Consider the following 24,865-nt stretch of genomic DNA (forward strand, 5'->3'; position numbering starts at 1 on the left):
CGTTGGTACTACAGCCTGCCGATCAGCGCTTGCGCGGCGGCGGCAGGTCCGTGCAGACGCCTTCGTAGGCTTCCGCCGCCATGCCGATCGATTCGCCCAGCGTCGGGTGCGGGTGGATGGTCTTGCCGATGTCCACGCCGTCCGCGCCCATCTCGATCGCCAGGGCGATCTCGCCGATCATGTCGCCGGCATTGGTGCCGACGATGGTGCCGCCCACGATGCGGTGGGTCTCGGCGTCGAACAGCAGCTTGGTGAAGCCTTCCGGACGGCCGTTGGCGACGGCGCGGCCCGAGGCGGCCCACGGGAAGTGGCCCTTCTCTACCTTGACGCCCTTCGCCTTCGCTTCGTCCTCGGTGAGGCCGACCCACGCCACTTCCGGATCGGTGTAGGCGACCGACGGGATCACCTTCGCATCGAAGAAGGCCTTCTCGCCGTGCGCGGCTTCCGCGGCGACGTGGGCCTCGTGTACGGCCTTGTGCGCCAGCATCGGCTGGCCCACCAGGTCGCCGATGGCGAAGATGTGCGGCACGTTGGTGCGCATCTGGCCGTCCACGCCGATGAAGCCGCGGTCGGTGACCGCCACGCCGGCCGCTTCCGCGCCGATCTTCTTGCCGTTCGGGCTGCGGCCCACGGCCACCAGCACCAGGTCGTAGACCTGGGCTTCCGGTGCCGGCTGGCCCGCTTCCGCGGCTTCGAAGGTGACCTTGATCCCTTCCGGCAGCGCTTCCACGCCGACGGTCTTGGTCTTCAACATGATGTTGTCGAAGCGGTGCGCGTTGTACTTCTGCCAGATCTTGACGGCTTCGCGGTCGGCGCCCTGCATCAGGCCGTCCATCATCTCGACGACGTCGATGCGTGCGCCCAGCGTCGAGTACACGGTCGCCATTTCCAGGCCGATGATGCCGCCGCCGATGACCAGCATGCGCTTCGGCACCTGGCGCAGTTCCAGCGCGCCGGTCGAATCGACGATGCGCGGGTCTTCCGGCACGAACGGCAGCTTCACGACCGAGGAGCCGGCCGCGATGATCGCCTTCTGGAACTGGACGACCTTCTTGCCGCCATCAGGACCCGTCACTTCGATGTGGTTCGGGCTCAGGAACTTGCCCACGCCCTGCACCACGTTGACCTTGCGCGCCTTGGCCATGCCGGCCAGGCCACCCGTCATCGTCTTGATGACCTTGTCCTTGTAGGCGCGCAGCTTGTCGATGTCGACGTCCGGCTTGGCGAAGGTGACGCCGTGATCCGCCATGTGCGCCGTCTCGTCGATGATCGCGGCCACGTGCAGCAGCGCCTTGGACGGGATGCAGCCCACGTTCAGGCACACGCCACCCAGGGTCGCGTACTTCTCGACCAGCACGGTGTTCATGCCGAGATCCGCCGAGCGGAAGGCGGCCGAGTAGCCGCCGGGGCCGGCGCCCAGCACCATCATCTCGCACTCGACATCGACCTGGCCGCTGTAGCTGGACGCGTTCGGAGCCGGCACCGAATTCGGCGCCGCCGCATCGGCTTTATGGGCCGGTGCGTAGGAATCGGTCGGTGCCGCGGCGGCCGTCGGAGCGACGGCCTGTGCGCCGATCTGCGCGGCCGGCTTGTCCGACGCTGCGGCAGGTGCCGGCGCGGCGGCAGGCGCCGCGGCGGCGCCCGCGCCCGCTTCGTCGACCGTCAGCAGCAGCGAGCCTTCGTTCAGCTTGTCGCCGACCTTGACGTTCACTTCCTTGACGACGCCGGCGTGCGACGACGGAATCTCCATGCTGGCCTTGTCCGACTCGACGGTGACCAGCGACTGGTCGACCTTGATCGTGTCGCCGGCCTTGACCATCACTTCGATGATCTCGACGTCCTTGAAATCGCCGATGTTGGGGACTTTGACTTCCACGGTGCTCATATCATCGGCTCCTTACAGCAGCGTCTTGCGCAGGTCGGCCAGCACGTCGGCCAGGTAGGCGGCGAAGCGGGCGGCGCCGGCGCCGTCGATCACGCGGTGGTCGTACGACAGCGACAGCGGCAGCGTCAGGCGCGGCTGGAAGCTGGAACCGTCCCACACCGGCTTCATCGCCGACTTCGACAGGCCCAGGATCGCGACTTCCGGTGCGTTGATGATCGGCGTGAAGTTGGTGCCGCCGATGCCGCCCAGCGACGAGATCGTGAAGGTGGCGCCTTGCATGTTCGACGGCGACAGCTTGCCTTCGCGCGCCTGCGCCGAGAGTTCGCCCATTTCGGTGGCGATCTGCGAGATCGACTTCTTGTCCGCGTCCTTGATGACGGGGACCACGAGGCCGTTCGGCGTGTCGGCCGCGAAGCCGATGTTGTAGTACTGCTTCAGGATCAGCGCGCCGTTCGGCTCGTCCAGCGAGGCGTTAAACGACGGGAACTTCTTCAGCGCGGCGACCGATGCCTTGATGACGAAGGCCAGCATGGTCAGCTTGGTGGCCGACTTGGCTTTCGCGTAGGCGGCGTTCGACTCGACGCGGAAGGCTTCCAGGTCGGTGACGTCGGCTTCCTCGAAGTGGGTCACGTGCGGGATCATGACCCAGTTGCGGTGCAGGTTCTGGCCGCTGATCTTCTTGATGCGCGACAGCGGCTGGGTCTCGGTCGGGCCGAACTTGCTGAAGTCCAGCGACGGCCACGGCAGCAGGTTGATGCCGCCGACGCCCGCGCCGCCGGCTGCCGGCGCTGCCGACGGACCGGCCGCCAGGGCGCTCTTGACGAAGCCCTGCACGTCCTGCTGGGTGATGCGGCCCTTCTGGCCGGAGCCCTTGACCTTGTTCAGGTCGACGCCCAGCTCGCGCGCGAACTTGCGCACGGACGGCGAGGCGTGGGCGGTGGCGAAGCTCGCCGCGGGGGCAGACGATGCTGCGGACGACGCTGCGGCCGGTGCCGGTGCAGCCGGTGCAGCGGGAGCTGCTGCCGGTGCCGGCGCGGGCGCCGCGGCGGGTGCCGGTGCTGCGGCCGGCGCGGCGGCCGGTGCCGGTGCGGCGGCTGCCGGAGCCGGGGCAGCTTCCGCGGCCGGCGCGGCGCCGGCGGCTTCCTCGACGGTCAGCACGAGCGAACCTTCGGCGACCTTGTCGCCGACCTTGACCTTGATTTCCTTGACGACGCCGGCGTGGCTGGAGGGGATCTCCATGCTCGCCTTGTCCGACTCCACCGTGATCAGCGACTGGTCGACCTTGATGGTGTCGCCCGGCTTGACCATCAGTTCGATGACTTCCACTTCCTTGAAGTCGCCGATATCGGGGACTTTGACTTCCACAATGCTCATAGTGTGTTAGCTCCGTGTTCTTATCGTTCGCTCATCGTCGCCCCTGCGCAGGCAGGGGCCCAATGTCGTGGCGGGCCACGAGAAATTGGATCCCCGCCTTCGCGGGGACGACGGTCTATCGCATTACTGGGTCACCGGGTTCGGCTTGTTCGGATCGATGCCGTACTTGGCGATCGCCTCCGCGACCTTCGATGCCGGGATCTTGCCTTCCTCGGCCAGCGACTTCAGCGCGGCGACCGTGATGTAGTAACGGTTCACCTCGAAGAATTCGCGCAGCTTGGCGCGGGAATCCGAACGGCCGAAGCCGTCGGTGCCCAGCACCTTGTAGGTGCGGCCGCTCGGGATGTAGGCGCGGATCTGCTCGGCGAACAGGCGCATGTAGTCGGTCGTCGCGACGATCGGGCCGCTCGTGTCCTTCAGCAGCTGGGTCACGTACGGCAGGCGCGCTTCCTCGGTCGGGTGCACCAGGTTCCAGCGGTCGACGTCCTGGCCATCGCGGGCCAGCAGCGTCAGCGACGGGCACGACCACACGTCGGCGGCGACGCCCCAGTCCTTCTGCAGCAGCTCGGCGGCGAACACGGACTCGCGCAGGATGGTGCCGGAGCCCATCAGCTGGACGCGGTTGGCGGCCGACTTGTCGCCTTCCTGCAGCAGGTACATGCCCTTCAGGATGCCTTCCTGCTGGCCTTCCTTCAGGCCCGGCTGCTCGTAGTTCTCGTTCATGATGGTGATGTAGTAGAACACATCTTCCTGCTTCTCCACCATGCGGTGCAGGCCATCCTGGATGATCACGGCGACTTCGTGCGCGTAGGTCGGGTCGTACGGAATGCAGTTCGGGACCGTGGCCGCGATGATGTGGCTGTGGCCGTCCTCGTGCTGCAGGCCTTCGCCGTTCAGCGTGGTGCGGCCGGCGGTGCCGCCCATCAGGAAGCCGCGGGCGCGGATGTCGCCGGCCAGCCAGACCAGGTCACCGACGCGCTGCATGCCGAACATCGAGTAGAAGGTGTAGAACGGGATCATCACGCGGTTGTTCGTCGAGTACGACGTCGCCGCGGCGATCCACGAGCTCATGCCGCCCGCTTCGTTGATGCCTTCCTGGAGGATCTGGCCGGCCTTGTCCTCGCGGTAGTACATGACCTGGTCCTTGTCGACCGGTTCGTACAGCTGGCCCTGCTGGCTGAAGATGCCGATCTGGCGGAACAGGCCTTCCATGCCGAAGGTACGCGATTCGTCGACCAGGATCGGGACGATGCGCTGGCCCAGGCTCTGGTCCTTCAGCAGCGCGGTGATCACGCGCACGTAGGCTTGCGTGGTCGAGATCTCGCGGCCGGCGGCGGTCGGGTCGAGGACGGCCTTGAAGGTCTCCAGGGCCGGCACGGTCAGCTTTTCGTCGGCCTGCTCGCGGCGCTGCGGCAGGTAGCCGCCGAGGGCCTTGCGGCGCTCGTGCAGGTACTTCATTTCAGGCGCGTCGTCGGACGGCTTGAAGAACGGGATGTCGGCCAGCTTATCGTCCGGGATGGGGATGGCGAAGCGGTCGCGCATCTCGCGGATGGCCTCGTCGTCCAGCTTCTTGGTCTGGTGCGCGGTATTGCGCGCCTCGCCCGACTTGCCCATGCCGAAGCCCTTGACGGTCTTCACCAGCAGCACGGTCGGGGTGCCCTTGTTTTCCTGCGCGCGCTTGAAGGCGGCGTAGATCTTGTGCGGGTCGTGGCCGCCGCGGGTCAGGCGCCAGATGTCGTCGTCGCTCATGTTGGCGACCATCTTCAGCAGCTCCGGGTGCTTGCCGAAGAAGTGCTTGCGCACGTAGGCGCCGTCCTTGGCCTTGTAGTTCTGGTATTCGCCGTCGACGGTTTCCATCATCACGCGCTGCAGGATGCCGTCCTTGTCCTTGGCCAGCAGGGCGTCCCATTGCGAGCCCCACACGACCTTGATGACGTTCCAGCCGGCGCCGCGGAAATCGGCTTCCAGTTCCTGGATGATCTTGCCGTTGCCGCGCACCGGACCGTCCAGGCGCTGCAGGTTGCAGTTGACGACCATGACCAGGTTGTCGAGCTTCTCGCGCGCGGCCATGCCGATCGCGCCCATCGATTCCGGCTCGTCCATCTCGCCGTCGCCGCAGAAGACCCAGACCTTGCGCGCTTCGGTGTCGGCGATGCCGCGGGCGTGAAGGTACTTCAGGAAGCGCGCCTGGTAGATCGCCATCAGGGGGCCCAGGCCCATCGAGACGGTCGGGAACTGCCAGAAGTCCGGCATCAGTTTCGGGTGCGGGTACGAAGACAGGCCCTTGCCGTCGACTTCGCGGCGGAAGTTCAGCAGCTGCTCTTCGGAGATGCGGCCTTCGAGGAAGGCGCGCGCGTAGATGCCCGGTGAGGAGTGGCCCTGGATGTACAGCAGGTCGCCGCCGTGGTTCTCGCTCGGGGCTTGCCAGAAGTGGTTGAAGCCGATGCCCAGCATGTTCGCCAGCGAGGCGAAGGACGAGATGTGGCCGCCCAGGTCGCCGTCGGCGCGGTTGGCCTTGACCACCATCGCCATCGCGTTCCAGCGCATCCACGAGCGCAGGCGCTCTTCGTATTCGAGGTTGCCCGGGCAGTGTTCTTCCAGGTGCGCCGGGATGGTGTTCACGTAGGCGGTGTTGCTCGAGAACGGGACGTGGGCGCCGCGGCGGCGGGCCAGGTCGACCAGTCGCTCCAGCAGGTAGTGGGCGCGATCGGTGCCTTCGAATTCGATGACTGCCTCGAGCGCGTCGAGCCATTCCTTGGTCTCGAGCGAATCCGGGTCGTTGGCGGCTTGGGCCGTCAACTGGTCGAGTTGAGCTGACATTGCTACGTCTCCTTGAGTTGGTGCCCCACTCGATTCCGAACCAGCTCCGGACGCATGGTGGGGAAAAGACTATCCCTAAAATAAAGCCTGACGATTTTACCAGTGGATCAGCGGTTTTTCAAAATACGATATTCAATTTCATAATGCGGGAAAACCCTAGCCAAGCCGCATGAATGCTGCGTTTGCACATTCCGCAAAATGCTGCAACCGCACATTTTCAGCCCTCCCGGATACCTCCGAAACGGTCCGGCGCGTCCGGCGCGGGCATCAATATGCAGTCGAACGGGCGCGGGCGGCGCGCGTTTCCGGCCGCTACTGCTGCACGCGCTTATAATCGCGTCTTTGTCCAGCCAACGAGTTCCCGCCATGACCGCCCAACTGATCGACGGAGTCAAACTTTCCCAACAACTGCGCACCGACATCGCCGCCCGCGCCGCCGCCCTCACCGAGCGCGGCATGCAGCCCGGCCTGGCGGTCATCATCGTCGGCGACGATCCGGCCAGCCACGTCTACGTGCGCAACAAGGTCAAGGCCTGCGGCGACGTCGGCTTCCACTCCGTGCTGGAGAAATACGAAGCCGACTTCTCCGAAGCGGCCCTGCTCGACCGCATCGCCGCGCTGAACGCGGACCCGGCCATCCACGGCATCCTCGTGCAGATGCCGCTGCCCAAGCACATCGATTCGTCCAAGGTCATCGAGGCGATCGCCACCAGCAAGGACGTGGACGGCTATTCCGTGCTGTCGGCCGGCGAGCTGGTCGCCAACCTGCCGGGCTTCCGCCCGTGCACGCCGTACGGCTGCATGAAGCTGATCGAGACCACCGGCGTCGACCTGCGCGGCAAGCATGCCGTCGTGATCGGCCGCAGCAATACCGTCGGCAAGCCGATGGCACTGCTGCTCTTGCAACAGAACGCCACCGTGACCATATGCCATAGCGGGACCCCGGACCTGGGCTACCACACGCGCCAGGCCGACATCGTCGTGGCCGCCGTCGGCCGCCGCAACACGCTGACCGGCGACATGGTCAAGCCGGGCGCCATCGTGATCGACGTGGGCATCAACCGCAACGACGAGGGCAAGCTGTGCGGCGACGTCGACTTCGACAGCGTCAAGGAAGTGGCCGCGCACATTACCCCGGTGCCGGGCGGCGTGGGCCCGATGACGATTACCATGCTGTTGATGAATACCCTCGAGTCGGCGGAGCGCCGTCTTGCCAAGGGTCAAGACGCCAGCCAGGAAAAAACTGCCCCGGGCGCGGGCATGGTTCCGCAGCCGGGCATTGCATGAACTTTTGAAAGGAACACCATGAGCATCGAACCCAGCAATCCCCTTCTCGATTTCTCGGGCCTGCCCCGATTCGACGCGATCCGCCCCGAGCACGTCACGCCGGCGATCGAACAGCTGATCGCGGATGCTCGCAAGGTGGTGCAGGAGCTGGAAGCGCCCGTTTCCGGCACCGATGTCAGCTGGGACAACTTCGTCGTGCCGCTGGAGGAAGCGACCGAACGCCTGGGCCGTGCCTGGGGCGTGGTCAACCACCTGAACCACGTGATGGACACGCCGGAACTGCGTGCCACCTACAACGAAAACCAGCCGAAGGTGACCGAGTTCTGGACGGAGCTGGGCCAGAACGAGGCGCTGTTCGCCAAGTACAAGCAGCTGCGCGCCAACCCGGACTTCGTGAACCTGTCGGCGGCGCGCAAGCGCATCGTCGAGAACGCCCTGCGCGACTTCCGCCTGGGCGGCGCCGAACTGCCGGAAACGCAGAAGGAGCGCTTCGCCGAGATCCAGGAACAGCAGGCCGCCCTGTCGACCCGCTTCTCCGAGAACGTGCTGGACGCCACCAACGATTTCAAGCTGCTGGTCGAGGACGAGGCCGAGCTGGCCGGCCTGCCGGATGACGCGAAGCAGGCTGCGCGCGCTGCCGCCGAACGCGATGGAAAGCAGGGCTGGCAGTTCTCGCTGCACTTCCCGTCCTACTTCCCCGTGCTGCAGTTCGCCGACAACCGCGCCCTGCGCGAGAAGATCTACCGCGCCAACGCGACCAAGGCCTCCGAGATGGGCACCGTGTTCTCGGAAGTCGAGAAATGGGACAACACCTTGAACATCGCCCAGCTCCTGAAGCTGCGCGACGAGGAAGCCAAGCTGCTGGACTTCCAGAGCTTCGCCCACGTGTCGCTGGAGCCGAAGATGGCCGAGAGCCCGGAACACGTGATCGAGTTCCTGGAAGACCTGGCCCGCCGCGCCCGTCCGTATGCCGAGAAGGACCTGGCCGAACTGCGCGCCTTCGCCAGGGACGAGCTGGGGCTGGACGAGATGCAGGCCTGGGACGTCGCCTACGCATCGGAAAAGCTGCGCGAGCAGCGCTATGCGTTCTCGGCCCAGGAAGTGAAGGAGTACTTCCCCGAGCACAAGGTCGTGGCCGGCCTGTTCGGCGTGATCTCGACGCTGTTCGGCGTGACGATCGCCGCGGACGATGCGCCCGTCTGGCATCCGGACGTGCGCTTCTTCCGCATCGAGAAGAACGGTCAACTGATCGGGCAATTCTACCTGGACCTGTACGCCCGTCCGGGCAAGGGCCAGGGCGCCTGGATGGACGACGCGCGCGGCCGCAGGCTCACCACGGGCGGCATCGTGCAGACGCCGATCGCCTACCTGACCTGCAACTTCACGCCGCCGGCGACGGACGCCGACGGCAAGCTGCAGCCCTCGCTGTTCACGCACGATGAAGTGACGACGCTGTTCCACGAATTCGGCCACGGCCTGCACCACATGCTGACGGAAGTGGACGAGCTGTCCGTGTCCGGCATCTCGGGCGTGGAATGGGATGCCGTCGAGCTGCCGTCGCAGTTCATGGAAAACTTCTGCTGGGAGTGGGACGTCCTGCAGGGCATGACGGCGCACGTCAAGACGGGCGAGCCGCTGCCGCGCGCCCTGTACGACAAGATGCTGGCGGCGAAGAACTTCCAGTCCGGCATGCAGACGCTGCGCCAGGTCGAGTTCTCGTTGATCGACATGCACCTGCACTACGACTTCGACCCGAACAGCCAGAAGACCGTGCAGGACCTGGTGAACGACGTGCGCAGCAAGTTCGCCGTGCTGGTGCCGCCCTCGTTCAACCGCTTCCAGCACTCGTTCGGCCACATCTTCGCGGGCGGCTACGCGGCGGGCTACTACAGCTACAAGTGGGCGGAAGTGCTGTCGGCCGACGCCTATGCCGCGTTCGAGGAAGCCGTCGAGGCGGGCGGCGGTTCGCTGCTCGACGAAACGGGCAAGCGCTTCCACCGCGAGATCCTGTCGGTGGGCGGTTCGCGCCCGGCGCTCGAGTCGTTCAAGGCCTTCCGCGGCCGCGAACCGCAGATCGACGCGCTGCTGCGCCACAGCGGCATGCAACAGCAGCACGCCTGAAGCACGTGGCGGCGTGATGGAGGCGCGATGAGGCAGGCACACGGACGGCATGGCGGCCGGCGCCGCTCGCTGGCGGCGGCGCTTGCGCTGCCGTGCGCCTGCGTCGTCGTCTCCGTCCCCGCCGCCGCCCAGGTCTATACCTGGAAGGATGCGCAAGGCGTCACCCATTACGGCGACGCCCCGCCGGCCGGCGCACGGGCACGCGCGCTGCGCGCGGGCAGCCAGCCGGCCGCCGCATCCGCCCTGCCCTACGCGCTGGCGCGCGCCGTCCAGGACTTTCCCGTCGTGCTCTACACGAGCGGCCGCTGCGACGCCTGCGACCAGGGCCGCGCCTTGCTGCGCGCACGCGGCATCCCGTTTACCGAACGCACCGTCGGCACCCACGCCGACGAACAGGTGCTGCGCCGCCTGAGCGGCAAGAGCGAAGTGCCGCTGCTGCTCGTGGGCCGCCAGAAGATCGCCGGTTTCCAGGCCGCCGCCTGGGACGAGGCACTGACGGCGGCCGCCTACCCCACGGCCTCGCTGCTGCCGCCGGGCTACCGCCAGGCGCCGCCGCAGCCGGCCGCACCCGTCGTGTCCTCCGACGCGCCGCCCACTGCCTCCGAGGCCGCAGCGCGGCAGCCCGAGCCCGAGCCCGATGCGCATCCACCGGCAAGGCCGCGCGACGACGCCACGCCACCCGACTTCCAGTTCTGACCATGACCCGCATCGACTTCCATACCAATATCCCCGACAAGCTGAGCTACGCCTGCCGCCTGGCGCGCAAGGCCTATGCGGCGCGCGGCAAGGTCGTGCTGCTGGCCGACGGCCCGGACCAGGCCGCGCAACTGAACGAGGCCCTGTGGACGCTGTCCGGCACCGACTTCATCCCGCACGTGATGGCGGGCGACCCGCTGGCGCCCGAAACGCCGGTGATCGTCACCTTCGACGAAGGGGCCGAGCTGCCGCACCGCGACATGCTGGTCAACCTGACGCGCCGCACCCCGGCCGGCTTCGACAGCTTCGCGCGCGTGTTCGAGATCATCTCGACCGACGAGGAAGACGCCGCCGCCGGGCGCTCGCGCTACGTCGCCTACAAGCGCCAGCAGTATCCGCTGACCCACTTCGTGGCGGGGCAATCATGAACGACGACGAAAGCATCCCCGTACTGACCGAGGTGGTGCAGGAGACCGCGCCTGCTCCCGCGTCCGCGCCTGCCCCGGTCGCGCCCGCGGTGGAAGCGCCGGCAACGGCGGAACTCGACGACGACGCCTGGCGCGCGCTCGAGGAACGCCTGGTCGCGCGCGTGCTCGACCGCCTCCAGGACCGCATCGAGCTGGTCCTGGAAGACCAGGTCCGCACCAGCATGGCGCCCGTGCTCGACCACGTCGTCGCGCGCCTCGCGCTGGAGCTGCACGAAGGACTGCGGCAGACCGTCGAGCAGGTGGTCGAGCGCGCCGTCGCGCAGGAACTGTCGCACCTGAAGTCACGCTCCTGACTTCGCGTTCCTGACGTCGTATTGTTGAGCCCCACGAGTCCCCATTCCGGGGCGGCGGCCGACCCATCGACGGGCGCTGCCGCACCCCATGCGCGCATGTCCACGCTGCCTGCATTTTTTCCATCCAGAATGCTTTGCCGGGCCGGCAAATTGCTGTAACTTTGCCTTGCGCAAATACATTGCCCTGTCCTGCCCCTCATCTTCCGGAGAGATTTCATGCAGTCGACCATCAAGCTCATTCCCTTCGCCGCCGCCCTGGCCTGCGCCGCAACGGCGTCCGCGCAGCAGGTCGTCAAGATCGGCCACGTGGCGCCGATCTCGGGCCCCAGCGCGCACCTCGGCAAGGACATGGAAAATGCCGCCCGCATGGCGATCGACGAACTCGGCGCCAAGGGCTATGCCATCAACGGCCAGAAGGTCACGCTGCAACTGGTCGCCGAGGACGACGGCGCCGATCCCAAGCAGGGCACGGCGGTGGCGCAGAAACTGGTCGACGCCCACGTCAACGGCGTGATCGGCCACCTGAATTCCGGCACCTCGATCCCCGCATCGAAGATCTACAACGATGCCGGCATCGTGCAGATCTCGCCGGCCACGACGGCGCCCCGCTACACGCGCCAGGGCTTTCCGGGCGCCTTCCGCACGGTCGCCAGCGACGCCAAGCTGGGCAGCACCTTGAGCAAGTACGCGATCGAGACGCTGAAGGTCAAGAACATTGCCGTCATCGACGACCGCAGCACCTACGGCCAGGGCGTGGCCGACGAATTCGTGAAGGGCACGAAGAAGCCCGGCGTGAAGGTCGTGGGCCGCGAGTTCACCAGCGCCACCGCCACCGACTACACGGCCATCCTCACGTCGATCAAGGCCAAGAAGCCGGACCTGATCTTCTTCGGCGGCATGGACTCGGTGGCCGGCCCGATGCTCAAGCAGCTCAAGGCGCTGGGCATCAACGCCTACTTCATGGGCGGCGACGGCATGTGCACCAACGCGCTGGCGCGCCTGGCCGGCGACGGCCTGGTCGACGGCAAGGTCTATTGCGCGGAGGCGGGCGGCGTGAAGGGTCCGCAGGAAAAGGCGATGGACGACTTCCGCGCCCGCTACAAGAAGAAGTTCAACCAGGACGTGCAGCTGTACGCGCCCTACGTCTACGATTCGGTGATGATGATGGCAACCGCCATGCAGAACGCCAAGTCGGCTGATCCGGCCAAGTATCTGCCGGCGCTGAAGGCGATCAAGTACGAAGGTGTGACGGGCACCGTCCAGTTCGACCAGTACGGCGACATCAAGGATGGGGCGCTGACGTTGTTCACGTACAAGGGTGGGCAGCGGACCAGGCTGGACGTGATTCGCTAGCCCAAAAAAACGCGTCGTCCCTGCGCAGGCAGGGACCCAATGTTGTCAGCGCAGCGATGACGCCGGCAGAACTTGGGTCCCTGCCTGCGCAGGGACGACGGTCTGGGGGCCGCGCGTTACGCGGCCTCGTTCATTTCTGCGCCAGCACCCACTTCACCAGGCTGCGCGCTTCCGCCTCGCTCACCTGCGGGTTGGCCGGCATCGGCACCGGGCCCCATACGCCGGAACCGCCCTTGATGACCTTCTGCACCAGCTTGTCCTCGGCACCCTTCTGGCCAGCGTACTTCGCCGCGACGTCCTTGTAGGCAGGACCCACCAGCTTGTTGGCGACCGCGTGGCAAGCCATGCAATTCTTGGCCTTGGCCAGGTCGGCTTGCGCGAAGGCGCTGCCCGACAGCAGGGCGGAAGCTGCGACGAACAACATGAGGGACCGTTTCATAGTTTTCTCCAGTGAAAGCATTTACGACTGCGATTCTAGCGTTTTTCCGCCGGCGCGGTGACGCCGACATATTCGGTAACGACTGATACAGCTTTCCATAGACGGAGGATTACGAACCTGTTGCACGCCGGCACTATCGAGACCCGGCCCTTGGCGCTAAGATGGCCGCCGAAAGGAATTCCACCATGCCGCTGATCATCCTCATCGCCGTCCTCGCCGCCCTGCGCTTCTTCGAAGTCTGGCGCTTCGCCCAGCTGTCGTGGTGGTGGATCATCGGGCTGATGGTAGTGGCCTTCGTCTGGTTCGAATTTATCGAAGGCCTGCTGGGACTGGACAAGCGCAAAGCACACGACGTGGACCGCAAACGGCGCGAAGAAAGGGTCAAGCAGCGCTTCGACAAGCGCAAATAAATTCGGGGTCAGAGCACATTTCGGCCGAAATTCGGGGTCAGAGCACTTTTTTGAACAATTGATCCCGGCATAAGCCAGTTACAGCTCCCTGCGATGGATCGCTTCGCACAGGGGGCCCGCACCCGAATTTTGCAGTTAATCCATTGTTCGTAAATGTGCTCTGACCCCGAATTCTTCGGAAAATGTGCTCTGACCCCGAATTGTTTCAGCGCTTCAGCTGCGACAGGTCGCGCACCGCGCCGCGGTCCGCCGACGTCGTCAGCGCCGCGTAGGCCTGCAAGGCTTGCGAGACGTAGCGCTCGCGGTCGACCGGCTGCCAGGCCTTGTCGCCGCGCGCTTCCATCGCGGCGCGGCGGTGCGCCAGCTCCTCGGTGCTGACGCGCAGGTTGATCGTGCGCGCCGGGATGTCGATGTCGATCAGGTCGCCCTCTTCCACCAGGCCGATGGCGCCGCCCTCCGCCGCTTCCGGCGAGGCGTGGCCGATCACCAGCCCCGACGAGCCGCCCGAGAAGCGGCCGTCCGTGAACAGCGCGCAGGCCTTGCCCAGGCCCTTGGACTTGATGTACGAGGTCGGGTACAGCATCTCCTGCATGCCCGGCCCGCCCTTCGGTCCTTCGTAGCGGATGATGATGACATCGCCTGCTTGCACGCTGCTTTTTCCGTCGCTGCCCAGGATGCCCTCGACGGCCGCGTCCTGGCTCTCGAACACGCGTGCGCGGCCCGAGAATTTCAGGATGCTCTCGTCCACGCCCGCCGTCTTCACGATGCAGCCCTTTTCCGCGATGTTGCCGTACAGGACCGCCAGGCCGCCGTCCTGCGAGTAGGCGTGCGCGCGGTCGCGGATGCAGCCGGCCGTGCGATCGATGTCGTTGGCGTCGTAGCGCTCGGACTGCGAGAACGCGACCTGCGTCGGCACGCCGCCCGGCGCCGCGCGGAACAGCTGGTGCACGGCCTGGTCGTCGCTGACGCGGATATCGTATTTCGCGATGGCGTCGGCGATGGTGGGGCTGTGCACGGTCGGCAGCGACGTGTCCAGCAGGCCGGCCCTGGCCAGCTCGCCGAGGATGGAAACGATGCCGCCGGCGCGGTGCACGTCCTCGATGTGGTACTTGTCCGTCATCGGCGCGACCTTGCACAGGCAGGGGACCTTGCGCGAGATGCGGTCGATGTCGGCCATCGTGAAGGCCACGCCCGCTTCGTGGGCGGCGGCCAGCAGGTGCAGCACGGTGTTGGTGGAGCCGCCCATCGACACGTCCAGCGCCATCGCGTTCTCGAACGCCGCCTTGGAGGCGATCGAGCGCGGCAGGACCGAATAATCGTCCTGCTCGTAGTGGCGCTTGGCGATGTCGACGATCAGGCGGCCTGCGCGCAGGAACAGTTCCTTGCGGTCGGCATGGGTGGCGACGATGGTGCCGTTGCCCGGCAGAGAGAGGCCCAGCGCTTCCGTCAGGCAGTTCATCGAATTGGCCGTGAACATGCCCGAGCAGGAACCGCAGGTGGGACAGGCGGAGCGCTCGACCTCGGCCACGTCGGCGTCGGAAATGCGCGCGTCGCCGGCCTGGATCATGGCGTCGACCAGGTCCAGCTTGATGATCTTCTGCTTGTTGTCGACGACCTTGAGCACCTTGCCCGCTTCCATCGGGCCGCCGGACACGAACACGACGGGGATGTTCAGGCGCATCGCCGCCATCAGCATGCCCGGGGTGATCTTGTCGCAGTTCGAGATGCAGACCATCGCATCGGCGCAGTGGGCGTTCACCATGTACTCGACCGAGTCGGCGATCAGGTCGCGCGAGGGCAGCGAGTACAGCATGCCGCCGTGGCCCATGGCGATGCCGTCGTCGACGGCGATGGTGTTGAATTCCTTGGCCACGCCGCCGGCCGCCTCGATCTCGCGCGCGACCAGCTGGCCCAGGTCCTTCAGGTGCACGTGGCCGGGGACGAACTGCGTGAAGGAGTTGACGACGGCGACGATCGGCTTCTCGAAGTCGCCATCCTTCATGCCCGTGGCGCGCCACAGGGCGCGGGCGCCAGCCATGTTGCGGCCCTGGGTGGTGGTGCGGGAACGGTAGGTCGGCATGGTCGTCTCCTGAATCTGCTGCAAATGTGGGGAGCATCAGGGTGCCCGCCACGGCATGAGTTGTCCAATATATGATTCAGTGCTCTGTGATACGTTTAGAATATCAGCGTATGAGCACGTCCATCGAACTGCGCCAGCTGCGCTATTTCATCGCCGTCGCCGAAGAGCTGCACTTCGGCCGTGCCGCCGCGCGCCTGCACATGACGCAACCGCCGCTGTCGCAGGCGATCGCCGCCTTCGAGGACCTGCTGGGCACGCCGCTGTTCCTGCGCAACCGCCGCAGCGTGGCGCTGACGGCGGCCGGCACCGCCCTGTTGCCCGAGGCGCGGCGCCTGTTGGCCGGAGCGGGCGCCCTGCCCGAGCTGGCGCGGCGCGCGGCCGGCGGCGAGGCGGGGCGCCTGGCCCTCGCCTTCATCACCTCGGCCGACTACAGCGTGCTGCCGCCCCTGCTGCGCCGCTACAGCGAGCGCCATCCGGCCGTGCAGCTGACGCTGCAGGAGGCCACGTCCGACGTGCAGGTCGAGGAGTTGCTGCGCGGCGGCGGCATGGATGCCGGCTTCCTGATCCCGCCGCTGCCGGACAAGGCGCAAGCCGAGCTCGACTACATGAAGGTGCTGGAAGAGCCGCTGATCCTGTGCGCCCCCAGCGGGCTGGCGCTGCCGCCGGACGGCGAGCCCGTGCGCCTGTCGGAGGTTCCCGAACTGCCCTTGATCGTGTTCCCGCGCGAGGTCTCGCCGGCGCTGTACGATGCCATCCTGTCGTGCTTCCGCGCGGCCGGGGTCGTGCCGGCGATCGGCCAGCTGGCGATCCAGATGCAGACCATCGTCAGCCTCGTGTCGGCGGGCATGGGCTTGGCACTTGTGCCACAATCCGTCTCCAACCTGATGCGACCGGGCGTAGAATACCGTGCCCTCGCCGACCCGACCCCGCTGGTCGAGACCGGCATTGCCTGGCGGCGCGACAATCCGTCCCCGGTGCTGAAGGGCTTTCTGGAACTACTTAGGGATCTTTAATATGCTCGTTCACCCGCAACCGAACCCGATTGCCTTCAGCATCGGCCCCGTGGACATCCACTGGTACGGGATCATGTATGTCGTCGCCTTCGCCCTGTTCGTCATCCTGGGCCGCGTGCGCATCAAGACCCAGCCCCACGTGCAGGCCCAGGGCTGGAAGAACGAGGACCTCGACGACATGCTGTTCTACGGGATGCTGGGCGTGGTGATCGGCGGGCGCCTGGGCGAGGTGCTGTTCTACAAGCCGGAATACTACTTCTCGCATCCGGCCGAGATCTTCATGACCTGGCATGGCGGCATGTCCTACCACGGCGGCTTCATCGGCGTGCTGATCGCCATGGCGCTATGGGCGCGCAAGCGCGGCCGCAACCTGCTCGACGTGTACGACTTCATCGCCCCGATGGTGCCGCTGGGCTATGCCTGCGGACGCCTGGGCAACTTCATCAACGCCGAACTGCCGGGCCGCCTGGCCGACCCGAGCCTGCCCTGGGCCATGCTGTGGCCGGGCGTCGAGGGCCCGCGCCATCCGTCGCCGATCTACCAGATGCTGGTGGACGGCCTGCTGTGCTTCGTCATCGTCTGGCTGTTCGCCCGCAAGCCGCGACCGCGCCTGGCCGTCGGCGCCCTGTACACGCTGCTGTACGGCTGCGCACGTTTCTTCACCGAATATTTCCGCGTGCCGGATTGGGAAACCCATGTGCTGGGCATGCCGATCACGTCGGGCCAGGTGCTGTCGCTGCCGATGATCGTGGCGGGCCTCATCATGCTCGGTTGGGCGTATTCGGGCGGGAACAAGCGGGCCGTGCCCGCGTGATGCATGGTGGGCACGTGGTGCCCACCCTACGATGACATTCCGGCAGGATGGGCATCACATGCCCACCATGGCGCCACATCAACCGGCGTAGGCTTTCCACAGCATGTACGCCGCCAGCGCGTACAGGATGCAGGCGAAGATCCGCTTCAATTTCAGCACCGGCAAGCGGTGCGCCAGCTTCGCCCCCAGCGGCGCCACCGCCATGCTGGCGGCCACCACGATCAGCAGCGCCGGCACCCACACGAAGCCCAGGGAGCCGGGCGGCAAGCCCGCCTCTCCCCAGCCATAGACGATGTTCGCGATCGTGCCCGACAGCGCGATGGGAAAGCCCAGCGCCGCGCTGGTCGCCACCGCATTGTGGATGCGGATGCCGCGCCAGGTCATGAACGGGATCGACACGAAGCCGCCACCCGCCCCCACCAGCCCGGACAGCACACCGACCAGGCCGCCCGCCGCCAGCATGCCCGGCGTGCCGGGCAGCGGCCGCGTGCCCTCGGGCTTGCGGTTGAACAGCATCTGCGTGGCCGAGAAGGCGACGAACACGCCGAAGAACAGGGCCAGCGCGGACGTGTCCATCTGCTTGCCGATCCACGGGCCGATGAAGGACCCGACCACGATGCCCGGCGCCAGCATGCCGGCCACGCGCCATAGCACGGCGCCGTGGCGGTGATGGGCGCGCATCGAGGAAAGGGAAGTGAACAGGATGGTGGCCAGCGAGGTCGCGATCGCCATGTGCACGACGAGGTGGGGCGCAAAGCCCTTGGCCGAGAAGATCATGGTCATGAACGGCACCAGCACCATGCCGCCGCCGATGCCCAGCAGGCCCGCCGCAAAGCCGCCGAAGCAGCCCATCGCCAGCAGGATGGGCACGAGGCCCGGGTCGAGGCCGAACACGCGGCCGTCCTCAGGCCTGCGCGGACGCGAACGCCGTCGCCGGCACGCCCGTCAGTTCCAGGATGCGCTGCCACTGCCCCGGAGTGACGGGCGAGATCGACAGCCGGCTGCCCTTCTGCAGCAGCACCATGTCTTCCAGCTCGGACACGGTGCGCAGGTCGGTCAGCGGCAGGTAGCGGCCGGCGGCCACGGCCTGCACGTCGACCGAGATCCAGCGCGGCTGTTCCGGCGTGGCCTTGGGATCGAAGTACTTGCCGTCCGCGTCGAACTGCGACGCATCCGGATACGGCGTGCTGGCCACGCGCGCGATGCCGGCCACGCCGGGCACGGCGCAGCTCGAGTGGTAGAACAGCACGCCGTCGCCGACCTGCATCCCGTCGCGCATGAAATTGCGCGCCTGGTAGTTGCGCACGCCGAACCAGGCGACCGTACGGCCGGGTGCGGCCAGCACGTCGTCGAAACTCACTTCGTCCGGCTCGGACTTCATCAACCAGTAGCGCATCGTTCCACTCGCACGAATATCGGGACGCGCATCGTCCGGCGAGCGCGCATGAAAAAGCGGTTGCGCACTTTCATGCAGCAACCGCTTCGGAATATAGCCCCGCCTGTGCCGTTTTTGCCGGCATCCCGAACCAAAAGGCTCAAGGTGGTCGCAGTCAGCTCGATTTCGGGTTCGTCAGCTAGTGACGATCGCGCCCACCAGGCATGTTCCACAACCTATGCGTAAGAATGGTTCAAGGAATATATGGCAAATCTCGAACACCGCAGGGAGGCGCCAGTTTACTACGCTGGATCGGCATGTCAAACGTTTTTACGTCGAGGACGCCCCCAGCCTGTTTTTCGACAGGGGCTCAGAGAAGACTTTCCTGCGGCGACAGCGCGGCATCCAGCACCTGGTGCATCGCTTCCAGTTTCTGCCGGACTTCCAGGATCGACAGGTCCGACAGCGGCCCTTGCGGCGACTTTACCGACAGGAACTCGGCGGCCACGGACAGCGCGGCCATGACGGCGATGCGGTCGGTGCCCTTCACCTTGCCGGAATCGCGCAGCGCGCACATCTTGCCGTCGAGGTAGCTCACGGCTTCGCGCAGCGTCTTTTGCTCGCCGTCGCGGCAGGCCAGCCGGTAGGAATGGCCCATGATGGTGACGTCCAGGTGGATCATCGTGCTGCCTCCGCATCGTCGGTGGGGCCCGTGTCGGCCGCAGGCTCGACAGGCGTGGGCGGATCCAGCTGGAGCAGCAACGTTTCGAGGCGGTGCTGTGCAACCAACAGGCGGTTCTTGAAATCGACGTTTTCGGCTGCCAGCAATGCATTCGCCTGGCGCAACAGGTAGTTCTCGCTGCGCAGCGATTGGGTCAGCTCGGCGAGCTTCTCGATTTTCTCTGAGAGTTCTTGGAATTCGGAAATCATCCGACACTATAGGACTGAGTCGAATTTTTCGTCAACAGGCGCGCGCTCGCGTGCGCAGGATTCAGGGAAGGAGTGATAGGCTCTCGTGAATTTTCCCCAGGCTTGCGCATTGTGACAGCGCCGTTACAGGCTTGTCGGACCTCAAAAAAGTCCGTTAAAAGACGAACACTGTAGCTTGAAATGCCAATTTATCGTCCCTATAATTAGCACTCGTTAGTGTAGAGTGCTAACAACCTCTACTAGCCGCAACCGATGCACAGCATGATTGCGGTATGTACAGCCAAGTCAAACCAACACAAAGGAGTTTTGCATGAACCTTCGCCCCTTGCACGATCGCGTGATCGTGAAGCGTCTCGACCAGGAAACCAAGACTGCATCCGGCCTGATCATCCCCGATGCGGCGGCCGAGAAACCGGACCAGGGTGAAGTCCTGGCCGTGGGCAATGGCAAAGTCCAGGAAAACGGCAACGTGCGTCCGCTGGAAGTCAAGGTCGGCGACCGCGTCCTGTTCGGCAAGTACTCGGGCCAGGCCGTCAAGGTCAACGGCGAGGAACTGCTGGTGATGCGCGAAGAAGACATCATGGCCGTCGTGGCCCAGTAATTCCCACCGAATAAATTCCACACTGGAGAACAAGAATGGCAGCTAAAGATGTAGTGTTCGGCGACGTAGCGCGCGCCAAGATGGTCGAAGGCGTCAACGTCCTGGCCAACGCAGTCAAGGTCACCCTGGGCCCGAAAGGCCGCAACGTCGTGCTGGAGCGCTCGTTCGGCGCCCCGACCGTCACCAAGGACGGTGTCTCGGTCGCGAAAGAAATCGAACTGAAAGACAAGCTCATGAACATGGGCGCCCAGATGGTCAAGGAAGTCGCTTCGAAGACCAGCGACAACGCCGGTGACGGCACCACCACCGCGACCGTGCTGGCACAAGCCATCGTGCGCGAAGGCATGAAGTTCGTTGCCGCCGGCATGAACCCGATGGACCTGAAGCGCGGCATCGACAAGGCCGTCGCCGCGACCGTCGAGGAACTGAAGAAGATCGCCAAGCCGACCACCACCTCGAAAGAGATCGCCCAGGTCGGCACCATCTCGGCCAACTCGGATTCGTCCGTTGGCGAGCGCATCGCCGAAGCGATGGAAAAAGTGGGCAAGGAAGGCGTCATCACCGTCGAAGACGGCAAGTCGCTGAACGACGAGCTGGATATCGTCGAGGGTATGCAGTTCGACCGCGGCTACCTGTCGCCGTACTTCATCAACAACCCGGACAAGCAGGTCGCCGTCCACGAGAACCCGTTCATCCTGCTGTGCGACAAGAAGATCGCCAACATCCGTGACCTGCTGCCGGTGCTGGAGCAAGTGGCGAAGGCTGGCCGTCCGCTGGTCATCATCGCCGAAGACATCGAAGGCGAAGCGCTGGCGACCCTGGTCGTCAACAACATCCGCGGCATCCTGAAGACCGTTGCCGTGAAAGCCCCGGGCTTCGGCGACCGTCGCAAGGCCATGCTGGAAGATATCGCCATCCTGACCGGTGGCCAGGTCATCGCCGAAGAAGTCGGCCTGACCCTGGAAAAAGTCACCCTGGCAGAACTGGGCCAGGCCAAGCGCATCGAAGTCGGCAAGGAAAACACCATCATCATCGACGGCGCCGGCCAGGCTGACGCCATCGAGGCTCGCGTCAAGCAGATCCGCATCCAGATCGAAGAAGCGACCTCGGACTACGACCGCGAAAAACTGCAAGAGCGCGTGGCCAAGCTGGCCGGCGGCGTTGCCGTGATCCGCGTCGGTGCCGCCACCGAAGTCGAGATGAAAGAGAAGAAAGCACGCGTGGAAGACGCGCTGCACGCAACCCGCGCTGCCGTCGAAGAAGGCATCGTGCCGGGCGGCGGCGTGGCCCTGCTGCGCGCTCGCGCTGCCCTGAACGTCAAGGGCGACAATCCGGACCAGGAAGCCGGCATCAAGATCGTCCTGCGCGCCATGGAAGAGCCGCTGCGCATGATCGTCCAGAACGCCGGCGAAGAGCCGTCGGTCGTCGTCGCCGCCGTCCTGGCAGGCTCGGGCAACCATGGCTACAACGCCTCGAACGGCACCTATGGCGACATGGTCGAAATGGGCGTGCTGGATCCGGCCAAGGTCACCCGCTCGGCACTGCAGAACGCAGCGTCGATCGCCGGCCTGATGCTGACCACCGACTGCATGGTCTCCGAGATCGTCGAAGACAAGCCGGCTGCCGGCGGCATGGGCGGCATGGGTGGCATGGGCGGCATGGGCATGGACGGCATGATGTAATAGCCGGACGGGCCAGCGCCGGTCTTCTGGTCGGCGCCGCTTTCCACGAAAGCCCGCAGGGTTCGCGCCCTGCGGGCTTTTTGTTTGCCTCAGGAATTGACGAATCTAAGCGCGCGGCCTAACAGACGCCAGGTATTCCCTCCCCTAAGGTGCAAAGTCATTTCACACGGGAGGAAGCATGCTCAAGGTCACCGGTTACGCGGCGAAACACTCGTTCAGCCGCCTGAAGAAATACGAATTCGAACGTGCCGCCGCCAAGGCGCACGAAGTCGAGATCGAAGTCCTGTTCTGCGGCGTCTGCCACTCGGACATCCACCAGGTCAAGAACGAATGGTCGAACACCGTCTATCCCTGCGTGCCGGGGCACGAGGTCGTCGGCCGCGTGACGAAGGTGGGGCCGGCCGTGACCAGGCACGCGGTGGGGGACATGGTCGGCGTCGGTTGCATGATCGACAGCTGCGGCAAGTGCGCGTCCTGCCGCGATGGCGACCAGAACTACTGCGAGAGCCCGAACAGCTGGCTCGCCACCTACAACGGCCCGATGCAGCCGGCCAGCAAGGCGGGCGGCGAGAACATCTACGGCGTCGACAATACCTTCGGCGGCTATTCGAACCTGCTGGTGGTGAAGGAAGACTTCGTGCTGAAGATCCCGGCCGGGCTGAAACCCGAGGTGGCGGCGCCGATCCTGTGCGCGGGCGTGACCACGTACTCGCCGCTCAAGCACTGGAACGTCCAGGCCGGCGACAAGGTCGGCGTCATCGGCATGGGCGGCCTGGGCCACATGGCGGCCAAGCTGGCCAAGGCCATGGGCGCCGAGGTGACGCTGTTTACCTCCACCCGCGACAAGATCGAGGAAGCCCGCAAGCTGGGCGTCGACGCGGTGCTCGAAAGCGACAAGGATGCGCTGGAAAAGCTGGCATCCAGCTTCGACTTCATGCTGTCCACGGTGCCGGAAAAGCACGACCTGAACCCGTTCGTCCAGCTGCTCAAACGCGACGCCACGCTGTGCGTGGTCGGCGCGCTGGAGCCGCTCGCGCCGGTCAACAATATGCAGGTCGCCTTCATGCGCCGCAGCGTGGCCGGCTCGCTGATCGGGAACATCGCCGAGACCCAGGAAGTGCTGGACTTCTGCGCGCAGCACGACATCGGCCCGGAGATCGAGATGATCCGCATCCAGGACATCAACGACGCGTACAAGAAGGTCGAAGGCGGGGACGTGCGCTTCCGCTATGTGATCGACATGGCGTCGTTGAAGGAGGAGATGGCGGAGTAACTCGCTACGCTCACCACGTCGTCCCCGCGAAGGAGGCTGTCGCGAAGGCGGGACCCGATCTTGCAAGCGCAGCGGCTGCGCCGGCAGAAGTGGGTTCCGGCCTGCGCAGGGACGACGCAGTTACGCGAGTCGCGGCACCAGCGAACCCGCCGGCGCGCGGCGCGCAGCCGCCGGTGCCCGGTCCGTGCCGTCGATCTTGAAGACGCTGACCACCCGCGCCAGCTCCTGCGCCTGCTGCTGCATCGCTTCCGACGCCGCCGCCGCTTCCTCGACCAGCGAGGCGTTCTGCTGCGTCACCTGGTCCATCTGCGCGACCGCCTGGTTGATCTGGCCGATGCCCGCGCGCTGCTCGTCCGTCGCCGAGGCGATCTCGCCGATGATGTCGGTCACGCGCTGCACGCTGCCCACGATGTCTTCCATCGTGGTGCCTGCCTGGTTGACGAGCTTCGTGCCGCTTTCCACCTTCTCCACCGAGTCGCCGATCAGCTCCTTGATTTCCTTGGCCGCTGCCGCCGAGCGGTGCGCCAGGTTGCGCACCTCGCTGGCGACGACGGCGAAGCCGCGCCCCTGCTCGCCCGCCCTTGCCGCCTCGACTGCCGCGTTCAGCGCCAGGATATTGGTCTGGAACGCGATGCCGTCGATGGTGCCGATGATGTCGGCGATCTTCTTCGACGATTCGTCGATCGAGGCCATGGTGCGCACCACCTGGGCCACGACCTCGCCGCCGCGGCCCGCCACGCTGCTGGCCGTCTGCGCCAGCATCGTCGCCTGACGGGCGTTGTCCGCGTTCTGCGTGACGGTCGAGGTCAGTTCTTCCATCGACGATGCCGTCTCTTCCAGCGAGCCGGCTTGCTGCTCGGTGCGGCTGGAGAGATCCTGGTTGCCCGCCGCGATTTCCGACGATGCCGTCGCGATCGCATCGGAACCGCCGCGGATGTCGCGTACGATGCGCAGCAGCTGGCCGTTCATGTGCTGCAGGGCGGCCTGCAGCTGGCCGATCTCGTCGCGGCCATGCACGTGCGGTTCGGCGGTCAGGTCGCCCGCGGCCACGCGCTGGGCCACGTCGACGGCGTCCTTCACCGGACGCACGATGCTCAGCGTCAGCCACCACGCGCAGATGGCGCTCAGCGCCACGCTCAGCGCGGCCAGCAGCACGACCAGGTTGCGCGAGCTGTCGCGCAGGTCGTCGATGCGCACCTTCAGGCTGTCCAGGCGCGTGCGCTGCAGCTTGAGCAGCTCCGTGATCGCGGTCTGGTACACCTCGGCCGCCGGCAGATAGGACTTCTCCAGCACCGCGCTCGACTCCTCGATGCGGCCTTCCGCCTTCAGCTTCAGCGCTTCGTTGCGGCTGCTCTGGTAGGCGTCGCGCACGCCGGTGGCACGCGCATAAGCGTCCTTTTCCGCTGCGCTGGTCAGCAGGGGCTCGAGTTCCTTCAGGTAGGCGGCCGTGGTGCGGTTGGTTTCCTGGGTGCTCTTGGCGAAGAACTGGACCAGCGCCGGGTCGCTGCTTTTAATGATGGCCGAGGTGCGGGTCACGGACAGGTTCGTGTTCTTGCTCCAGTCGCTGGCCAGCCGTTCTTTCCGGATCGGCTCGTTCAGCATTTCCTGCGCCGCATTGGCGACGGCATTCAGTTTTACGATACCCACGACGGTACTCAGGATCGACAGGCCCAGGACGATGGCAAAGCCGAGGACGAGACGGGTGCCGATCTTCAGATTCATCAAACTATTCATGTGTATTTACCTTCCAACAGCAAATGATGCAGCGCATCAACGTTTTCGACCCCGCTACTATAGCGATTCGATGATATTGCCGTAAGGCAAAACTCACAGATAGTCACAAAATAAGTTAGGAAGCTATCAAACCTGTTGCTTATGGAGAACTTTTTATGATGTTCCAAACAATATTGCCCTCGGGTCGGGCCGTGGTT

22 protein-coding genes and 1 other RNA gene are annotated in these 24,865 nt (G+C 65.6%); 12 read left to right on the plus strand and 11 right to left on the minus strand.

Features of this window, described 5'->3' with window-relative positions; genetic code table 11:
• Positions 1-22: 22 nt before the first annotated feature.
• The 3 genes from lpdA to aceE all read right to left on the minus strand — a co-directional run bounded on the left by lpdA (position 23) and on the right by aceE (position 6,079).
• Positions 23-1,885 carry a dihydrolipoyl dehydrogenase gene (lpdA, locus tag ACI1V7_RS19690; RefSeq protein ID WP_404533480.1) on the minus strand — a complete coding sequence of 621 codons (1,863 nt, stop codon included), beginning with the start codon at positions 1,883-1,885 and terminating at the stop codon, positions 23-25.
• Positions 1,886-1,897: 12 nt separating this feature from the next.
• Positions 1,898-3,259 carry a dihydrolipoyllysine-residue acetyltransferase gene (gene aceF / locus ACI1V7_RS19695; protein WP_404533481.1) on the minus strand — a complete coding sequence of 454 codons (1,362 nt, stop codon included), beginning with the start codon at positions 3,257-3,259 and terminating at the stop codon, positions 1,898-1,900.
• Positions 3,260-3,382: 123 nt separating this feature from the next.
• The gene (gene aceE, locus ACI1V7_RS19700) at positions 3,383-6,079 is read right to left on the minus strand and encodes a pyruvate dehydrogenase (acetyl-transferring), homodimeric type (protein ID WP_404533482.1); all 2,697 of its coding nucleotides are present in this window, start codon (positions 6,077-6,079) and stop codon (positions 3,383-3,385) included.
• Between the two features lie 366 nt (positions 6,080-6,445).
• Between aceE and folD the strand changes: the two genes are divergently transcribed.
• From folD to ACI1V7_RS19730, 6 genes are all read left to right on the plus strand, one after another.
• Positions 6,446-7,366: a bifunctional methylenetetrahydrofolate dehydrogenase/methenyltetrahydrofolate cyclohydrolase FolD gene (folD, locus tag ACI1V7_RS19705; protein WP_404533483.1), complete on the plus strand. Its 921-nt coding sequence runs from the start codon at positions 6,446-6,448 to the stop codon at positions 7,364-7,366.
• Between the two features lie 18 nt (positions 7,367-7,384).
• Positions 7,385-9,487 (plus strand): M3 family metallopeptidase, encoded by a 2,103-nt coding sequence (locus ACI1V7_RS19710; protein WP_404533484.1) that lies wholly within the window; start codon positions 7,385-7,387, stop codon positions 9,485-9,487.
• Between the two features lie 27 nt (positions 9,488-9,514).
• Entirely contained in the window at positions 9,515-10,183 is a 669-nt protein-coding gene (locus ACI1V7_RS19715) for a DUF4124 domain-containing protein (protein WP_404533485.1), read from the plus strand.
• 2 nt (positions 10,184-10,185) lie between these two features.
• Positions 10,186-10,611 (plus strand): DNA polymerase III subunit chi, encoded by a 426-nt coding sequence (locus tag ACI1V7_RS19720; RefSeq protein ID WP_404533486.1) that lies wholly within the window; start codon positions 10,186-10,188, stop codon positions 10,609-10,611.
• A complete protein-coding gene (locus tag ACI1V7_RS19725; protein WP_404533487.1) occupies positions 10,608-10,964 on the plus strand; it encodes a DUF2486 family protein in 357 nt (118 codons plus the stop codon). The genes ACI1V7_RS19720 and ACI1V7_RS19725 overlap by 4 nt, the downstream gene beginning before the upstream one ends.
• 216 nt (positions 10,965-11,180) lie before the next feature.
• Positions 11,181-12,317, plus strand: a complete 1,137-nt coding sequence (locus tag ACI1V7_RS19730; protein WP_404533488.1) for a branched-chain amino acid ABC transporter substrate-binding protein — start codon at positions 11,181-11,183, stop codon at positions 12,315-12,317.
• 130 nt (positions 12,318-12,447) lie between these two features.
• On the opposite strand, the gene ACI1V7_RS19735 is transcribed toward ACI1V7_RS19730, so the two are convergent.
• On the minus strand, positions 12,448-12,756 hold the full coding sequence (locus ACI1V7_RS19735) for a c-type cytochrome (RefSeq protein ID WP_290415402.1): 309 nt from the start codon (positions 12,754-12,756) through the stop codon (positions 12,448-12,450).
• Between the two features lie 185 nt (positions 12,757-12,941).
• Here ACI1V7_RS19735 and ACI1V7_RS19740 point away from each other — a divergent pair, with 185 nt between their 5' ends.
• On the plus strand, positions 12,942-13,166 hold the full coding sequence (locus ACI1V7_RS19740) for a TIGR04438 family Trp-rich protein (protein WP_404533489.1): 225 nt from the start codon (positions 12,942-12,944) through the stop codon (positions 13,164-13,166).
• A 205-nt stretch (positions 13,167-13,371) separates the two neighbouring features.
• Here ACI1V7_RS19740 and ilvD read toward each other — a convergent pair whose 3' ends face one another.
• Positions 13,372-15,246: a dihydroxy-acid dehydratase gene (gene ilvD, locus ACI1V7_RS19745; protein WP_404533490.1), complete on the minus strand. Its 1,875-nt coding sequence runs from the start codon at positions 15,244-15,246 to the stop codon at positions 13,372-13,374.
• Positions 15,247-15,356: 110 nt separating this feature from the next.
• On the opposite strand from ilvD, the gene ACI1V7_RS19750 reads away from it, so the two are divergent.
• Together ACI1V7_RS19750 and lgt are read left to right on the plus strand one after the other, a co-directional pair.
• The gene (locus tag ACI1V7_RS19750) at positions 15,357-16,259 is read left to right on the plus strand and encodes a LysR family transcriptional regulator (RefSeq protein ID WP_404533491.1); all 903 of its coding nucleotides are present in this window, start codon (positions 15,357-15,359) and stop codon (positions 16,257-16,259) included.
• 1 nt (position 16,260) lies between these two features.
• Positions 16,261-17,073 carry a prolipoprotein diacylglyceryl transferase gene (gene lgt, locus ACI1V7_RS19755; protein WP_404533492.1) on the plus strand — a complete coding sequence of 271 codons (813 nt, stop codon included), beginning with the start codon at positions 16,261-16,263 and terminating at the stop codon, positions 17,071-17,073.
• A gap of 78 nt (positions 17,074-17,151) precedes the next feature.
• On the opposite strand, the gene ACI1V7_RS19760 is transcribed toward lgt, so the two are convergent.
• The 5 genes from ACI1V7_RS19760 to ACI1V7_RS19780 all read right to left on the minus strand — a co-directional run bounded on the left by ACI1V7_RS19760 (position 17,152) and on the right by ACI1V7_RS19780 (position 19,378).
• A complete protein-coding gene (locus tag ACI1V7_RS19760) occupies positions 17,152-17,925 on the minus strand; it encodes a sulfite exporter TauE/SafE family protein (RefSeq protein ID WP_404534148.1) in 774 nt (257 codons plus the stop codon).
• Positions 17,926-17,977: 52 nt separating this feature from the next.
• On the minus strand, positions 17,978-18,469 hold the full coding sequence (locus tag ACI1V7_RS19765; protein ID WP_404533493.1) for an EVE domain-containing protein: 492 nt from the start codon (positions 18,467-18,469) through the stop codon (positions 17,978-17,980).
• A 92-nt stretch (positions 18,470-18,561) separates the two neighbouring features.
• Positions 18,562-18,741: non-coding RNA, 6S RNA (gene ssrS, locus ACI1V7_RS19770), on the minus strand.
• 77 nt (positions 18,742-18,818) lie between these two features.
• Positions 18,819-19,130, minus strand: a complete 312-nt coding sequence (locus ACI1V7_RS19775) for a cell division protein ZapA (protein ID WP_404533494.1) — start codon at positions 19,128-19,130, stop codon at positions 18,819-18,821.
• Entirely contained in the window at positions 19,127-19,378 is a 252-nt protein-coding gene (locus ACI1V7_RS19780) for a hypothetical protein (protein WP_404533495.1), read from the minus strand. Before ACI1V7_RS19780 ends, ACI1V7_RS19775 begins: the two co-directional genes overlap by 4 nt.
• Positions 19,379-19,688: 310 nt before the next feature.
• Here ACI1V7_RS19780 and groES point away from each other — a divergent pair, with 310 nt between their 5' ends.
• The 3 genes from groES (at position 19,689) to ACI1V7_RS19795 (ending at position 22,934) form a co-directional block, all read left to right on the plus strand.
• The gene (gene groES / locus ACI1V7_RS19785) at positions 19,689-19,979 is read left to right on the plus strand and encodes a co-chaperone GroES (protein ID WP_056130611.1); all 291 of its coding nucleotides are present in this window, start codon (positions 19,689-19,691) and stop codon (positions 19,977-19,979) included.
• A gap of 35 nt (positions 19,980-20,014) precedes the next feature.
• Entirely contained in the window at positions 20,015-21,661 is a 1,647-nt protein-coding gene (groL, locus tag ACI1V7_RS19790; RefSeq protein WP_404533496.1) for a chaperonin GroEL, read from the plus strand.
• Positions 21,662-21,839: 178 nt separating this feature from the next.
• Positions 21,840-22,934 (plus strand): NAD(P)-dependent alcohol dehydrogenase, encoded by a 1,095-nt coding sequence (locus ACI1V7_RS19795; protein ID WP_404533497.1) that lies wholly within the window; start codon positions 21,840-21,842, stop codon positions 22,932-22,934.
• Between the two features lie 120 nt (positions 22,935-23,054).
• On the opposite strand, the gene ACI1V7_RS19800 is transcribed toward ACI1V7_RS19795, so the two are convergent.
• Complete coding sequence (locus ACI1V7_RS19800) at positions 23,055-24,656, minus strand: methyl-accepting chemotaxis protein (protein ID WP_404533498.1); 1,602 nt, start codon at positions 24,654-24,656, stop codon at positions 23,055-23,057.
• Between the last annotated feature and the right edge of the window lie 209 nt (positions 24,657-24,865).

The organism is Massilia paldalensis (assembly GCF_044901715.1).
In the GTDB taxonomy this organism is placed as follows: domain Bacteria; phylum Pseudomonadota; class Gammaproteobacteria; order Burkholderiales; family Burkholderiaceae_D; genus Telluria; species Telluria paldalensis.

What these genes read in the sequence shown, in the direction of transcription:
- ACI1V7_RS19800 (WP_404533498.1), bottom strand. Translation starts at nt 24,656, where the DNA reads ATGAATCTGAAGATCGGCACCCGTCTCGTCCTCGGCTTTGCCATCGTC.
- ACI1V7_RS19795 (WP_404533497.1), top strand. Translation starts at nt 21,840, where the DNA reads ATGCTCAAGGTCACCGGTTACGCGGCGAAACACTCGTTCAGCCGCCTG.
- ACI1V7_RS19715 (WP_404533485.1), top strand. Translation starts at nt 9,515, where the DNA reads ATGAGGCAGGCACACGGACGGCATGGCGGCCGGCGCCGCTCGCTGGCG.
- folD (WP_404533483.1), top strand. Translation starts at nt 6,446, where the DNA reads ATGACCGCCCAACTGATCGACGGAGTCAAACTTTCCCAACAACTGCGC.
- ACI1V7_RS19730 (WP_404533488.1), top strand. Translation starts at nt 11,181, where the DNA reads ATGCAGTCGACCATCAAGCTCATTCCCTTCGCCGCCGCCCTGGCCTGC.
- ACI1V7_RS19765 (WP_404533493.1), bottom strand. Translation starts at nt 18,469, where the DNA reads ATGCGCTACTGGTTGATGAAGTCCGAGCCGGACGAAGTGAGTTTCGAC.
- aceF (WP_404533481.1), bottom strand. Translation starts at nt 3,259, where the DNA reads ATGAGCATTGTGGAAGTCAAAGTCCCCGATATCGGCGACTTCAAGGAA.
- groL (WP_404533496.1), top strand. Translation starts at nt 20,015, where the DNA reads ATGGCAGCTAAAGATGTAGTGTTCGGCGACGTAGCGCGCGCCAAGATG.
- groES (WP_056130611.1), top strand. Translation starts at nt 19,689, where the DNA reads ATGAACCTTCGCCCCTTGCACGATCGCGTGATCGTGAAGCGTCTCGAC.
- ACI1V7_RS19740 (WP_404533489.1), top strand. Translation starts at nt 12,942, where the DNA reads ATGCCGCTGATCATCCTCATCGCCGTCCTCGCCGCCCTGCGCTTCTTC.
- ACI1V7_RS19750 (WP_404533491.1), top strand. Translation starts at nt 15,357, where the DNA reads ATGAGCACGTCCATCGAACTGCGCCAGCTGCGCTATTTCATCGCCGTC.
- ACI1V7_RS19760 (WP_404534148.1), bottom strand. Translation starts at nt 17,925, where the DNA reads ATGGGCTGCTTCGGCGGCTTTGCGGCGGGCCTGCTGGGCATCGGCGGC.
- lgt (WP_404533492.1), top strand. Translation starts at nt 16,261, where the DNA reads ATGCTCGTTCACCCGCAACCGAACCCGATTGCCTTCAGCATCGGCCCC.
- ACI1V7_RS19735 (WP_290415402.1), bottom strand. Translation starts at nt 12,756, where the DNA reads ATGAAACGGTCCCTCATGTTGTTCGTCGCAGCTTCCGCCCTGCTGTCG.
- ACI1V7_RS19720 (WP_404533486.1), top strand. Translation starts at nt 10,186, where the DNA reads ATGACCCGCATCGACTTCCATACCAATATCCCCGACAAGCTGAGCTAC.
- aceE (WP_404533482.1), bottom strand. Translation starts at nt 6,079, where the DNA reads ATGTCAGCTCAACTCGACCAGTTGACGGCCCAAGCCGCCAACGACCCG.
- ACI1V7_RS19775 (WP_404533494.1), bottom strand. Translation starts at nt 19,130, where the DNA reads ATGATCCACCTGGACGTCACCATCATGGGCCATTCCTACCGGCTGGCC.
- ACI1V7_RS19725 (WP_404533487.1), top strand. Translation starts at nt 10,608, where the DNA reads ATGAACGACGACGAAAGCATCCCCGTACTGACCGAGGTGGTGCAGGAG.
- ilvD (WP_404533490.1), bottom strand. Translation starts at nt 15,246, where the DNA reads ATGCCGACCTACCGTTCCCGCACCACCACCCAGGGCCGCAACATGGCT.
- lpdA (WP_404533480.1), bottom strand. Translation starts at nt 1,885, where the DNA reads ATGAGCACCGTGGAAGTCAAAGTCCCCAACATCGGCGATTTCAAGGAC.
- ACI1V7_RS19710 (WP_404533484.1), top strand. Translation starts at nt 7,385, where the DNA reads ATGAGCATCGAACCCAGCAATCCCCTTCTCGATTTCTCGGGCCTGCCC.
- ACI1V7_RS19780 (WP_404533495.1), bottom strand. Translation starts at nt 19,378, where the DNA reads ATGATTTCCGAATTCCAAGAACTCTCAGAGAAAATCGAGAAGCTCGCC.